Annotated in this window: 6 protein-coding genes; 4 read left to right on the top strand and 2 right to left on the bottom strand. The window is 70.8% G+C overall.

All coding sequences use genetic code 11. The features are described from left to right. Window positions 1-49: 49 nt before the first annotated feature. Window positions 50-1603, bottom strand: a complete 1554-nt coding sequence (locus HJD23_RS16280; RefSeq protein ID WP_171114330.1) for an FG-GAP-like repeat-containing protein — start codon at window positions 1601-1603, stop codon at window positions 50-52. A 345-nt stretch (window positions 1604-1948) separates the two neighbouring features. Here HJD23_RS16280 and HJD23_RS16275 point away from each other — a divergent pair, with 345 nt between their 5' ends. From HJD23_RS16275 to HJD23_RS16260, 4 genes are all read left to right on the top strand, one after another. After that, window positions 1949-11146, top strand: a complete 9198-nt coding sequence (locus tag HJD23_RS16275) for a DNRLRE domain-containing protein (protein ID WP_171114331.1) — start codon at window positions 1949-1951, stop codon at window positions 11144-11146. After that, on the top strand, window positions 11143-11727 hold the full coding sequence (locus tag HJD23_RS16270; RefSeq protein ID WP_171114332.1) for an SMI1/KNR4 family protein: 585 nt from the start codon (window positions 11143-11145) through the stop codon (window positions 11725-11727). The genes HJD23_RS16275 and HJD23_RS16270 overlap by 4 nt, the downstream gene beginning before the upstream one ends. A gap of 34 nt (window positions 11728-11761) precedes the next feature. Next, window positions 11762-12994 (top strand): hypothetical protein, encoded by a 1233-nt coding sequence (locus tag HJD23_RS16265; protein WP_171114333.1) that lies wholly within the window; start codon window positions 11762-11764, stop codon window positions 12992-12994. Window positions 12995-13090: 96 nt separating this feature from the next. After that, window positions 13091-13324: a hypothetical protein gene (locus HJD23_RS16260; RefSeq protein ID WP_171114334.1), complete on the top strand. Its 234-nt coding sequence runs from the start codon at window positions 13091-13093 to the stop codon at window positions 13322-13324. Between the two features lie 80 nt (window positions 13325-13404). Here the strand turns inward: HJD23_RS16260 and HJD23_RS16255 are convergent, their stop codons facing one another. Continuing rightward, window positions 13405-14799: a carbohydrate-binding protein gene (locus HJD23_RS16255; RefSeq protein WP_171134036.1), complete on the bottom strand. Its 1395-nt coding sequence runs from the start codon at window positions 14797-14799 to the stop codon at window positions 13405-13407. Between the last annotated feature and the right edge of the window lie 90 nt (window positions 14800-14889).

The raw sequence follows: 14889 nt of genomic DNA, 5'->3' as shown, positions 1-14889 counted from the left end.
GCGGCGGCAATGGCGGCGCCTGGCAGGCCCCCGCCCTCTGACGCGTCGCTCAGTGCGGCAGCGCGATGCCGAAGGCGTCGCCGTTGCCCCCGGTTCCACCGCCCAGGCTGCTCTGCGAGACGGCCGTCGCCGACTCGAGCGTTGCGGGTTTGACCTTGAGAATGGTGACCGTTCCGGCGCCGTAGCCGGGCGCGCCCACCAGAGGTTCCACGCGGCCGTCGCCGTTGGTGTCGAGGGCGCCGACGGTCCAGCCGAAGTGGTTGCCGATGGCCACGGCGCCCGGCACTCCCTCAACGTCCTGGTGGATCGTCACCAATCCGGTCGTCGTGATGCCCTTGCCGCTGCTGCCGAACAGCACCGCCGAGGAGCCGGAGCCGGTCGCCGATCCGAGGGCCTCGCTGCGCATGCCGACGATCAGGTCGTCGATTCCGTCTCCGTCGAAGTCACCAGCGGCGAGTGACCCCGCGAAGTAGTCCTCCGGTTCGGGAGTGGCGTTGATGCCGGGAGTCGTCTGGTCGAACACCTTGACGCGGTCGTAGGACAGGCCGTCCTCGTCCGCGTAGAGCACGGCGAGTCGGCCTGCCGCACCGTCGTCTCCGACAAGCTGGTCGGAGACGCCGACCGCGACGTCCATGTATGGGTCGTCGTTGAAGTCCCCTACGGCCAGGGACGTACCGGAGAACTCGCTCACGCCGTCCACGTAGGTGGAACCGATGTACTCGCCCCCGGAAGGGCTGTCACCGAACGGGCCGAAGAGGACGATGATCGAGCCTCGGTCTGAGCTGCCGGTTATCTGCTCGCCGACGCTCGACACGACGAGGTCGTTGTCACCGTCGCCGTTGATGTCGCCGATCGCGACCTGCTCCCCGAACCGGTCGCCCACCTCCGGGCCGCCGGGCACATGGGGGCTGTCCTGGTCGAGCCACACCGCGGAGCCGGCGGTGAGGCCGGCGGCGGAGCCGAACAGCAGGCGGACGGAACCGGCCGCCGAACGTCCGCCGGCGGAGTCCAGAGGCTGTCCGACCGCGAGGTCGGCATAGCCGTCACCGTTGAGGTCGCCGGATGCCAGGGCGTATCCGAAGATGCGATCTATTCCGGCCTCACCGGGAATTCCCGGAACGTCCTCATGGAAGACGTCCGTCTCCGAGCCGGAGAGGCCGCCGGACGCACCGTAGTGCACGGTGATCGACCCGGCGCCCGTGATGGTGCCGAGCGCCTCCATCGGAGTACTGACGGCAAGGTCGGCGTAGCCGTCCTTGTCGAAGTCCGCGCTGGTGAAGGTCTGGCCGAATTTGTCGTCGGTCTCCGCCGCGCCGGACAACCCCGCCGCGTTCTGGCTCAGCTGCACGGAGCTGGTCGCGGGGCCAGTGGTGGTCCCGTTGGCGACGGTGACCGAGCCGGCGCGCGGGTTCCCGTCGATGGTGTCGCCCGGAACGCCGACGGTGAGGTCCGGCTTGCCGTCGCCGTTGAAGTCGTACGGCTTGGCGGAGGTACCGGATCCGGCCACGAGGGCGACGGTGGTCACCAAGCCGGCACAGACCACCAGGGCCACGGCGGCGTGCCAGGCCCTCAGCCGACGCTTGGTTGCCTTCTCTGCGGCCATGACCGTCCTTCGCTCATCAGACCTGGTCAGCGTGATTGATGAGGCACATTAGCCAGATGACCGTCTCGAATTGATCACGGCCTGTGATTTGCTCTGTGGTCCGCCTGGAAGGTGGCTGGAAATGATTGGCGCTGGTCAGTGGGGGTGGCGGGACCTGTGCAGGCGCCGTGACAAGCAACCCGTTGTCATGGGCACGATCTCATGCGTCTCTAATCATCTACGGTGTACGCCCATCCGGGTTATGCCGTGCCCAGACGTTCGGCGTATCTGGCTTCTCTGCTTCCGGCCGGTCGTCCCGCGCGTATGTCCGTGCGGGCGATCGGCTTTGTGGTGTGAAGGAGTTCCGTGTCCAGCCGCCCCCGTCACCGCTCGTTCGCGGGTCTCCTACGACACCGCTCCGGGCGTTCCGCGCGTGCCGTCGCGCTGACGTCCGGCAGTGTGCTGCTGGCCCTGTGCGCCACCCTGCTGCCGATGCCCGCGCTGACGCCGTTCGTCCAGGAGGCCCGGGCCTCTTCCTGGTCCGACGGCACTCCGCCTGAGCAGCAAGCCGGCACTGCGGCCGGCCGGGACCACGAGGTCGACGCCGCACTCACGGACGCCAACGGGGACAACAACGCCGACCCTGCCGACCTGCCTGGGGGCCAGGGAGCCCTGCCGCTGCACGACGCCGGTACCGGTTTCACAGCTGTCGAACCGGAGTTGCAGACGACAGAGATCCAGTCGCACACCACGGAAGGCGGGGGTCACGGCGGCTACGACCCTGAGCTGAGTACCGAGCTTCCCGGTGAACGTACCGCCACCACCAAGGAGTTCAGCAACCCCGACGGCACACGCACCACTCGCGTCTACACCGAGCCGGTGCACTTCCAGGACGCCTCCGGCGCGTGGAAGAACGTCGATACCTCGCTGGTCCCGGCCGACTCCACCGGCGACAGATTGGCGCCCGCGGCCGACGACACCGACCTCACACTGGCCCTGCGCGGAGACGATCCTGTCCTGGCCGAGCTGAGTGTCGACGACGGCCGCCACGAGGTCGGCTTCGGTATCGCCGGGGCTGCGAGCGCCGCCGCCGAGGTCAACGGCGATGCCGCTCGCTACCAGGACGTACGCCCTGACTCCGACGTGGTCCTGCAGGCCGTGCATGGCGCGGTCAAGGAGACCATCATCCTCAACTCGCCCGACGCGCCGCGCGAGTGGACCTTCCCACTCGACCTCGGCGAACTCACTCCGTCGCTCGACGCGCACGGGGCCGTCGTGCTGAAGGACGCGGCGGGCACGGTGCAGGCCGTCATCCCCAAGGGATGGATGGAGGACTCCTCCCGTGACCCCACGACTGGCGGCCCAGCGCTCTCCGGCGGCGTCGACTACCGGCTCACGCACAGCAGTGACCGCTGGTCGCTGACAGTGGTGCTCGACGACGCCTGGCTGTCCGCACCGGAGCGCGTGTATCCGGTGAAGGTCGATCCCAGCGTCACCGACGTCGACACCAACGGCGACTCGTTCGTCCAGGACTCCTGGCCCGACAGCAACTTCTCCAGTGACGACGAGCTGAAGATCGGCAGCTACGACGCCGGTGTCAACCGAGCGATCAGCTACATACGATTCGACAGCGTCACCAGTCAGCTGAAGAACCGTTACATCCTCAACGCCGACCTGGGCCTGTACAACGTCTGGTCATCCAGTTGCACGGCGCAGGAGATGCTGGTCAAACAGGTCACTGGCTCGTGGAGTTCCAGCACCGTCACCTGGAACAACCGTCCGGCGAGCTCCACCAACGTGATCGCCGGCGACTCCTTCGCATACGGCGAGAACTGTGGTGGTTCCAAGTGGCGTGTGATTGACCTCGGCAAGAAGGGCACCGATCTCGTCGAGGGCTGGGTCAACGGCTCGGTCACCAACCATGGTCTGTCCATCTGGGCCGACTTCGCTTCCTCCGGCCCCTGGAAGCGGTTCGGCAGCAACAACTCGGTCAACAAGCCGTACCTGGCCGTCACCCACAGCGCATACGGCGCGCAGTACACCGTCGGCGAGCAGACCGAGCCGCTGACCGGAGGCCAGGGCGGCGAGGTCACCGTCACCGTGAAGAACCTCGGTGATTTCACCTGGGAGCCGCTCGGCTGGAATGACGTCCGCCTCGGCGCCCGGGTGCGCAACTACAGCACCGGCGCGCTGATGAACCAGGTCGCCTTCACTCGACTCAACGAGCGCGTCACGCCCGGCGACGACACCGTCCTGAGCGCCCGTATACCCTCGCTGCCGCCGGGCCAATACAAGATCAACTTCGACATGCAGCTGCTGCGTGATCAGAGGTGGTTCTCCAGCCAGGACGTCCCCGTCGCCACGGTCACCGTCACCTCGCAGGACATCGGCCCTCGCATTACCAGCGTCTACCCGCACCCCGGCGGCCAGGTCGGCAGCCTGACCCCGGCGCTGTTCATGGCCACCGAGTCCATCGACCGCTACCCGGCCGGCGCGGCGATCGACTCCTACTTCCAGGTCTGCGAGGGCACCTCCGCCGCGCCCGTGAACTGCGTCAGCTCCGGCTGGCAGAGCAAGCGCATCTGGAACGTCCCCGCCGGCAAGCTCGCCTGGGGCAAGCAGTACATCTGGCGAGTGATGGCCCGTGAGAACGGCCTGGCGACCCCGCTCAGCCCCTTCTACACCTTCACCACCGCTGTCGAGCAGCCCGCCATCACCTCACACCTCGGCGGTCAGGGCCTGGACGGCACCGGCCGCGAGATCGACCCCGGCATCGGCAACTACACCACCACCGACACCGACGCGACCGTCGCCACGGTCGGCCCCGGCCTGACCGTCACCCGCACCTACAACAGCCGCGACCCGCGTTCCGACAACGCCTTCGGCTCCGGCTGGTCCACCCGCTACGACATGCGGATCACGCCGGACGGCGACGGCACCGGCAACGTCGTGGCCACCCTGCCGACGGGCCGTCAGGTCCGCTTCGGCAAGAACCCCGACGGGAGTTACGCACCCCCGTACGGCAGCTTCTCCACCCTCACCGCCGTCACCGGCGGCGGCTGGAAGCTGACCGACAAGGAACAGACGACCTACGTCTTCGACGCGAGCGGTCGCCTCACCCAGGTCACCGACTACCGGGGCCGCGCCCTGACGCTCACGTACGACGCGACGACGGGCAAGCTGACCACGGCCACCGCCACGGGCGGTCGCACCCTGCACTTCACCTGGTCCGGCGGCCACGTCACCTCCGTCACCACCGACGCCCCCGAGACCGGCACCGACCCGCTCACCTGGACCTACACCTACTCCGGAGACCGGCTCACCCAGGTCTGCGGCCCCGAGGACGCCCCCGGCGCATGCACCGCATACGGCTACGGCGACGGCTCCCACTACCGCACCGTCGTCCGGGACGCCGGGCCGTTCTCCTACTGGCGGCTGGACGAGACGGCCGGTGCCGACGATGCGGTGAGTGACCTGCCTCTGGACCGGAAGGACCACTACGGCGGCTACCACGGTGTCCAGCTCGGCACCGTCGGCGCCCTGCCCGGCAGCACGGACACCGCGGCTACGTTCAACGGCAGTTCGGCGTATATGGACCTGCCCGACCAGCTGCTGACCGACAGCCCGTTCCTCACTGTCGAGATGTGGTTCAGAACAACCGAGCCAGGCGTCCTCGCCACGCTGCAGAACACCGCCGTGGGCACCCAGCCCACGCAGTTCAGCCCGTTCCTGAACGTCGATGCGAACGGAAAACTGCGCGGGCAGTTCTACACGTCCGAGTACTACGGGACCAAGCCGATCGTCTCCAGCCAGGCCGTCACCGACGGCGCCTGGCACCACGTCGCCCTGACCGGCGCCGGCAACACCCAGAACCTCTACCTGGATGGCACCGCCATCGGCAGCCTCACCGGCACGATCGTGATGCGCGACGGCCAGTCCGCCTTCGTCGGCGGCGGCTGGAGCAGCCCAGGCTGGATGGGCGTCACCGCAGGCACCCACTACTTCGCCGGCGACATCGACGAGGTCGCCGTCTACACCCGCCCGCTCGGCGCTCGAACCATTGCCGAGCACCACGCCGCCGGCACGATCGCCCAGCAGCTGACGAAGGTGACGCTGCCCAGCGGCCGGGTGCACGCCGAGGTCACCTACGACACCGTGCACGACCGTGTTTCGTCGTACACCGACGCCAACGGCGGCACCTACCAGCTCTCCGACCTCGCCCTGACCGGCACTGCGGACCAGCCCGCCGGTGACAATGAACCGGCCGTCGCCGGCACAACCACCCTCACGGTCACGGTCACCGATCCCGACCAGCGCAAGTCGAGCTACACCTACGACCCGCTGCAGGGCAACCGGCTCATCAGCCAGACCGACGCGGCGGGCCACACCGGCACCTTCGACTACGACACCGGCGGCTACCTGGCGGCCACAACCGGCCCCGACGGCACGGTCACCCGCTTCGGCAACGACGCACGCGGCAACAAGATCTCCCAGACCACGTGCCGCGACACGGCGAACAGCGCCACCTGCCACACGGCGTACTACAGCTACTACCTGAACGCAGCGGACCCGCTCGACCCGCGCAACGACCAGCTCACCGCCGTACGCGACGCCCGCTCGGCGAGCGCGAGCGACAACACGCACAAGACGAGCTACGGCTACAACACCTTCGGCGACCGCACGTCCACCACCTCCCCGGCCACCCCGGACTTCCCGTCCGGCCGCACCGAGTCCTTTACCTTCACCGACGGCACGGAAGCCGCGGTCGGCGGCGGCACCACCCCGGCGGGCCTCCTCGCCACCAGCACCGACACACGCGGCGCCGTGACCACACGGCAGTACACCGCGACCGGGGACCTGGTGAAGGTCACCGACCCGGCGGGCGTCGTCACCGAGTACACCTACGACGCGCTCGGCCGCGAGACCGGCAGCAAGGTCGTCTCCGACACGCACCCCGACGGCGTCACGACCACCACCACCTACGACGGCGAGTCCCGCCCGCTGACGGTCACCGGCCCGGTCACCACCAACGAGGTCACCGGCACCGACCACCAGGCGCGCACCACGTACACCTACGACGCCGACGGTAAGGTCCTGACGGAGTCCGTTGCCGACCTCCTCGGTGGCGATTCCACCCGCACCACCCGGCGCACCTACGACACGCACGGCCGCCTGGCCACGCTCACCGACCCCGAGGGCGGGCAGGAGACGTACACCCACGACGTCCACGGCCACCAGACCAGCCGTACCCTGCCCGGCCGGGGCACCTTCCGCTACGCCTACACAGCGCTCGGCCACCTCGCGACGGTGACGCTCACCGGCTACACCGGCGATCCGAACAACCCGTCCACCGCTGAGGACGTGGTGCTGGACTCCTATGCGTACGACCCGTCCGGCCGCCTGGGCGAGCACACCGACGCGATGGGCCGCACGACGCGAAACACCTACTACGACGACGGCCTGAAGGCCCAGGAGATCCTCGTCGGCTTCCGTGACCCGGACGGCTCCACCCGCGACCTGGTGCTGAGCGATCGCACGTACGACGCCGCGGGACACCTCGTGCGGGAGACCACCGGCAACGGCAAGGTCACCACCGCCTACGAGGTGGACGCCGCCGGCCGCACCACCGCCGACGTCCTGGACCCGACGGGCCTGGCCTGCCGTACCGCCTACGCCTACGACGCGGGCGGCGCCGTCCTCGCCGTGACCGCCACGGGGGCGGGCGGAACCCGTACCGAGAAGGTCAGCTACCAGCGCAACGTCACCGGTGACATCACCCGCGAGACGGTGGAGAACGGCACCGACGACCTCGTCACCACCTACGAGGTCGACGACCGTGGCCTGGTCGTCGCCGTGACATCCCCGCGCGGCAACGCCACCGGCGCCGACCCGGCCGCCCACACCACCGACCACCGCTACGACGCGCTCGGCCGCCTGGTCGAGACCCGCCAGGCCCCGGTGACGGCCCAGACCCGGCAGTCCCCGGCGGCCACCGTCCGCCCAACCGTCACCGTCGGCTACAACACCTTCGGCGAGGCGACCGACGTCCGCGACCCCAACGGCCACGTCACGCGCACCGCGTACGACCGCCTGGGCCGGGCGACGAGCACGACGCTGCCCGACTACACGCCGCCGGGCGCCACGACCCCGCTGACGTCGAAGGTCACCCGGACCTACGACGCGGCCGGCAACCTGGCGAGCGAGACCGACGCTCTGGGCAAGGTCACCACCTACACCTACGACCAGCTCGGCAACCTGGCCAAGGTGGAGGAACCGGCCCCCGAGGACGGCGCCACCGCCCCGGTGTCCACCTTCACCTACGACCTGCTGGGCGAGCAGCTGTCGGCCACCGACCCGACGGGTGCCCGCACGGAGGCGACGTACGACGACCTCGGCCGCCAGGTCACAGCCACGGTGTTCGAACGCCGCCCCGTGCAGGGTGCGTTCACCACAACGCTCACTTACGACGACGCCGGAAACCTGCTGTCGACGAAGAGCCCTACCGGCCTGACCACGTCCGGCACCTACAATGCGGCGGGCGACCTGCTCACCGCCAGGGACACCGCGGGCGGCGTGACCGCCTACACCTACGGCCCCACCGGCCTGCCCGCGTCGGTGACGACCCCACAGGGCCGCACCAGCCGCACGACGTACGACCTGGCGGGCCGGGTGACCGGGATAAGCGACGAGGACGGGGCGGGCACGGTCCTGCGCACCACGTCCTCCGTCCACGACCCGGACGGCAACCCGGTCGAGGTCACGGACGCGCTCGGCCACACGGTCCACCAGACGTTCGACGCCCTTGGCCGTCTGACGAAACTGGTCGAGCCGGTCGACGCGGACACCTCGATCACGACGGCGTACGGCTACGACGCGACGGGCAGCCGCACGCGTCTGACGGACGGTCGGGGCAACACAACCTGGTACGACTTCACCAGCCACGGCCTGCCGGAGTCGGTGGTGGAGCCGTCCACCACGGCCCACCCGGATGCGGCGGACCGTACCTGGACCACGGTCTACGACGCGGCCGGCAGGCCGGTGAAGGAGCTGGCGCCGGGAGACGTGACGGTGCAGCGCACATTCGACGCGCTGGGCCGTCTCACCGAGGCCAGCGGCACGGGCGCCGAGGCGGCCACGACCCCGGACACCTTCGGCTACGACGCGGCGGGTCGCCTCACCTCGGCGAGCGCGCCGGGCGGCACGAACACCTTCACGTACGACGACCGCGGCAACCTGCTCGCTTCGGACGGCCCGTCGGGCACGGCGACCTTCTCCTACGACGAGGAGGGCAGGCTCACCGGACGCACGGACGCGGCGGGCCAGGCCACCTTTGGCTACGACACCGCAGGCCGCCTGAGGACGACGGCGGATGCGCTGACCCAGGCGACGCATACGTACGGCTACGACACGGCATCCCGCCTGACGTCGGTGGCGTACGGCGCCACGGGCGCGACGCGCTCGCTGGGCTATGACGTCCTGGACCGTCCGACGTCGGACACTTTGAAGTCCCCGTCCGGCACGACGACGGCATCGGCGGCATACCGCTACGACGAGGCGTCCCACCTGACCGAGAAGACGACGACCGGCACCGCGGGCGCGGGCACCCAGTCCTACGGCTACGACTGGGCCGGCCGCCTGACCAGTTGGACCGGCGCAGACGACACGGTCACGTCGTACACCTGGGACGCGGCGGGCAACCGCACGAGCGCGGGCGATGTGACGGCGACGTACGACGAGCGCAATCGCCTGCTGTCGGCCGGGGACACGACGTACACGTACTCGGCACGCGGTGCCCGCACCGGCAGTAGTGACGGGAGCGGCAGCCACACGGCGGCCTTCGACGCGCTCGGCCGGATGGTGTCGGCGGACGGCACGGCGTACGCGTACGACGCGCTGGGCCGACTGGTGAGCCAAGGCAGCCAGTCCCTGGAATACGCCGACCTGTCCAACAACCCGGTCGCCGTGGCCGGCGGGCTGGTCTTCCGCGATCCGGCCGGTGACCCCCTGTCCTCGGCCGACGCGGACGGCACGAACGCCGCCGTGCTGCTGTCGGGCCTGCACGACGACGTCACCGGTGCCTTCGATCCGGCCACGGGCGCGCTGACCGGCTCGACCGGCTACTCACCGTTCGGCGAGGTGACCGCCCGGTCGGGCGCCACCAGCGCGCTGGGCTACCAGGGTGAGTACACCGACCCGGCCACAGGCCAGGTGAACATGCACGCCCGCTGGTACGACCCGGCGACCGGGGGCTTCTCCGCCCGGGACTCCTGGACGCTGAACCCGGTGCCGTCGATCAACGCGAACCGGTACGGGTACGGCAACGGTAACCCGCTGGTGAACACCGACCCGAGCGGACACGACGTGTGCCTGTTCGGCGGCTGCATCGACACCGACTGGGTGGACCGGGGGATCCGGGAAGCCGAGAGGTACGCCAACAAGGGGTACCAGGCGGCCAAGTCGGGTGCCCGCTGGGTGGTTAGGAACCCCGGAAAGGTGCTGCGTTTCGTCGGCAAGCGGGCGCTCGGCCCGATCGGCTGGGCCTGGGATGCCTACGACCTGTACCGGAGCCTGACGCGCGAACCCACGACCCACTGGGGCCCCGTCACGAGGCCCGACTCCAGTCCCGGAGTCCAGCCGTCAGGCCCGAACAACTACCGCACCGGCCCGTACCGCGGCCGTGTGATCAGCACTTACTACGGGGGTTCCGGCGGTGGTCCCGGCGGCGGGCCCGACGTGTGCGTCTATTCCTGCGTCGATCCCGGCCCGCCTCCGCCTCCGCCCCCGCCGCCGTGGCAGGAGCTGATCAAGGATGCGCTGTTCACCGAGACGGCGCGTCCTACCACCGCGGCCACCACGGACGACGAGCACGACCGGTTCGTGGACGAGTCGTTCACCCGGTCACTGAAGGACCTGGGGCTGAGCGAGAAGGAACTGCGCAGGTTCTTCAAACACTTCCCGGGCTTCGACCAGCAGGGTGAGCTGAGCGAGGAGTTCAAGGGTCTCCTCGCCGAGTGGAACAACCAGCCGGGCAACTGCATGAAGGGCGGCGGCAAGTCCTGGGTGTACTACCATCCGCTGGACTCCCGGGACCGGGCCACCGGTGTCACCGCCTGCCTCCGGGCGGACGCGGTCGACTACCGCGGTCGCGGCAGGAAGGCCGACCCGGGCAAGGACACGGACATCATGGGCGGCGACACCACCCGGGGCCGCGGTACCGACCGCAGCAACCCGGCGGGGTGGCAGCACCTCGACGGACAGCGGGGCTGGGCCCGCGGGCATCTGCTCGGACGCCAGCTGGGCGGCAACGGCCGGAACCGGCGCAACCTGGTGAAGATGTACAACGCGGCCAACTCCGACGTCATGGAAGGATACGAGTCGGCCGTCCGCGCGAGACTCGACGCCGGGGAGCGGATCTTCTACGCCTCCGTCCCCCGGTACGAGGGCAGCAACCCCGTGCCCGTCACCGTCGAGCTGTACGCGCTGGGGAGCAGTGGCCGCCTCCAGCACTGGACCGTCCACAACACCCCCGACGGACTCCCGCCGACCTCTGGAGGAACGCCGTGAGCATCGAGCAACTCGCCCGTGACGCGGGCCTGACCGTCCCGCGGCGCTACCAGGTCGACTGGGACCGGGCCGAGGCTGCCGTGGGAACCCGGCTGCCGGCGGACTACAAGGAGTACGTGTACTGGTTCGGGCCGGGCAGTTTCGACGAGTATCTGATCGTCTGCGTCCCCGGCGTGGAGAACAGCAACACCGAGTTGGCCGCGCGCCTGGACCAGGAGCGCCGGAGCGCCCGAACCCGTGCCGAGCTCACCGGGCAGGCGCCTCGCGTGCCGCTCTTCCCCGAGCCCGGCGGCTGGCTGCCCTGGGGGTTCACCACGGGCGGCGACGGACTGTACTGGGTGACCGCCGGCGACGACCCGGACCGCTGGACCGTTGCGGGCCGACCGGGTCGGGGAGCGGACACCGCCCGGTTCGACGGCGGCTTCGCCGCCTTCCTACGGACGTTTGTGTGGGACACGGTGGACATGCCCTTCATCCCCGAGGCCGAGGGCGGGGTACCGGTCCCCTTCGAGCCGGACACCGGGGAGTGGCTGGAGGGCGGCGCCGGTGAGCGTCTGGCGGCCTACGGCCGCTTCGCGTAGCAAGCACAACCTGACGAACAGAGAGTGAAAGAGCGTGAGTACCGTCCCGCCGCCCGAGCGTCCCGACGGCGAGCCGTCCGGTGAATCGTCCTCTGTCATATCCGACGAGCAGCTGGAGTCGTTCCTGCGCGAGGCCGCCGAAGGCGGTGGCGCACCGGCGCCCAAGGAGCCGTCGGCGCGGGCGCGGATGGTGGCGGCGCGGCTGCGGGAGCAGGACAAGGCGGCTCGGCGCGCCCAGGGCGGCGCAAGGTGGCCGCGCCGGAAGCGGAAGGTGCAGGGCCTGCCGCCCGGCACCCCGCCGGGTTGGCGTACGGGCCCGGCGTGGCAGGAGATGAACGGCACCCGCGCCCGTCGCCGCCAGATCGGGTCCGTCATCGGCGTGACCCTGACCGTGGCGCTCGCCGTGGTCGCCGTACGGCCCTCGCTGGTGCTGGACCCGATACCCGGGCGGGAAGCCGAAGCAGCCGCATCCCCGACCCCGCTGCCCGCCGAGACCGCGCTGCCCACCAGCGCCCCCGGCCAGGTCGACGCCGCACTGCCCACCCGCGAGCATCCGTTCCGCGGCTCGCCCGCCGAGCGTTGGGCCGACGGCGCCGACGCCATCGAATTGCCGGAGGCGAAGGCCGTCGCCGGGCTGACCGAGGCGGACGTGGCGCTGGCGCTGCGGAACACCAAGGAGTTCCTGGTGGCCGGCAACCTGGACCCGGCCGTGCTGCGCGGCGAGCAGCCCGAACGGGCACTGGACCTGCTGGAGCCCAAGCAGTCGGCCCTGCTGTCCGAGCTGCGCCGGGCGCTGCGCGAGCCGACCCGGAAGAACGATCCCCTCAGGCTCTTCACCCGCTTCGACCCGGATGAGGTGCGCCTGGCCGGTGACGTGATCAAGGTGCGCGGCCACATGACCTTCGCCGCCTCGCGGCCGGGCGAGGTGAAGGTGCACGCGGACTACACGTTCGTCTACCCGCTGGTCCGCGCGCACGGGGGCGGGGACCAGGTGGCGCGCACGATCGTCCGCCGTGACCTGACGCTGACGATGGCCGACCCGGGCCGGTGGGCGGCCACCGAGGGCAAACTCCTGCCCGAGGGCTACACGGCCGACTACGCCAACTCCGACTGCGACGCCCACGACGGCTACCTGAACCCGGCCTTCCCGGACGACCTTCGCGGACCCGTGCCCACCGGTTTCGCCGAGGACCCCTACGACCGGAGCAGGCCGCTGACCGACGAGGCACGAGACGTGGCCGCCTGCGGGGTGGCCACCCGTACGTGACCGGGCCCGGTGAGCTACTGGCTGTTGGCAGGAATTCGATGTCGTCCGTCGGTCCTGCCACTCCCGTGCGGGTCGGCCCCCGGCGACGCTGGGTCCATGAACAGTGCCTTCGACACGGCCCTCCAGGCCGTCATCGCCCTCGCCGTGCTCGCTGTCGCGGTGGTCCCCGCGGTCATTGGAACGCTCCGGGACCGGCGCGTCGACGTCCAGTTGAGGGACGCGGCCGAGGGGCGGGACCGCCGTACCGGGGTTCTGGTCGTCTTCGACCTCGCCTACGGGCCGCACGAGGAGCGGGTGTTCCGCGCCCATGCGAGCCGCGAGCACGGCTGACCGGGGCAGGACCCGACCGGGCCGGGGTGCCGGTCGGCGCACACCCGGGCCCGGTCCCACCTCCCGTGGGTGTCAGTGGGTCACACCCGCTGCCACAGCGCCGGTACGTTCGGCGGCTCCCAGCCCGGCTGGGCCTGGTGGCTCTGGAGGCAGCGGTAGCCGGCGCCGCCGTACGTCACCGTGTCGCCCGCCTGGTAGACGGTGCCGGGCGCCCAGGTGCCGCCCGGGTCACCGGGGTCGCCCGGGTCGCCGGGGTCCGTGGTCGTCTTCAGGGTGAGGCCGTAGTTCTGGAGCAGCGGGTTGATCGGCTGGTGGAACGTCGTACCGCCGCTGCTGCAGTTGCCCGAGCCGCCCGAGGTGACGCCCTGCGCCTGGCTGCCGGAGATGTACGAGCCGCCGGAGTCGCCGGGCTCGGCGCACACCGTGGTGCGGGTGACGCCGGTGATGGTGCCCTCGGGGTAGGTGACGCTGGTGTTGTGCTGCTGGATGGTGCCGCAGTGCCAGCCGGTGGTCGAGCCGGAGCGGCACACGGAGGCGCCGACGGGCGCCTGCGTCGACCCGGTGACCTGGACGTTCTGGCCGCCGACGCCCCGGACGTACGGCGTCGCCGTCCACTGCGAGTTGGTCGCCACCCACGCCATGTCGCGGCCCGGGAAGACCGAGCCCTGGAAGGTGCCCTGCGCGACACGGTTGTAGCCGCTGGTGCTCGCCCCGGTCCGGCCGCAGTGCCCGGCCGTGGCGTAGCCCTGCTGGCCGCCCCGGGTGACCGGGAAGCCGATCGAGCAGCGCCCGCTGTTGTTGATGTAGTACGCCTCGCCGCCGCGCAGGTCGTACAGCGCGCGGGGCCTCTCGGTGGTCCTCTCGACCCGGGCGAGGGAGGCGTCGACATCGGCCGCATCCAGCAGGGCGCGGGCGGCGGACGGGCGTACGGCCTGCACCACGACGCGGTTCGTGGTGACGTCGACGTACCAGACCGGCGCGTCGGTGGTGTCCTCGTGCGCCGCCGCCCGGTCCAGGCGGGCCTTGGCGGCGTCCAGGTCGGCGAGGGAGTGGCGTACGACGGTCGCGTCGGCGCCTCGCGCCTCGATCGCGGGTACGTCGGCGGCGTCCGTGGTCGCCACGGTGAGGGTGCCGGAGTCGGCGCCGCGCACCCAGGCACCCGCGAAGTCGCCGCCGAGCGCGGCGCGCAGGCGGCCCGCGGTGGCCCCTGCCTCCGCCTCGTTGGCCAGGCGCCGCTCCGCCTGCCGCCGGTCCAGGCCGAGGTCGCGCTCCATGGCGCGGAGCAGGGCGGGGGAAGCGGCGTCGGCGCGGAGGGTCTCGGCGGCCGAGGGGGCGGTGGGGGCGGTGGGGGAGGCGGGTACGTCGGAGGCGGCCGCCCGCCCGCTCGTGGCGCCGCTGAGCCCGGCCACGAGCAGGGCGGCCGTCGCCGCCACCGCGGCACCCGCGGCTCTGGCTCGGGTGTGTCGCTGGAGCATGGGGATCTCCTCGGTCTCGGTCTCGCTCGGTGGGGAGTGCCGAAACCGTAGGGAGGCACAACAGGCGTACATAAGACGTCGGTTGACCCT

The sequence above is a fragment of the Streptomyces sp. Z423-1 genome (genome assembly GCF_013009255.1).
GTDB classification, from domain to species: Bacteria; Actinomycetota; Actinomycetes; order Streptomycetales; family Streptomycetaceae; genus Streptomyces; species Streptomyces gossypiisoli.
This window is presented reverse-complemented; position numbering and strand designations above follow the sequence as displayed.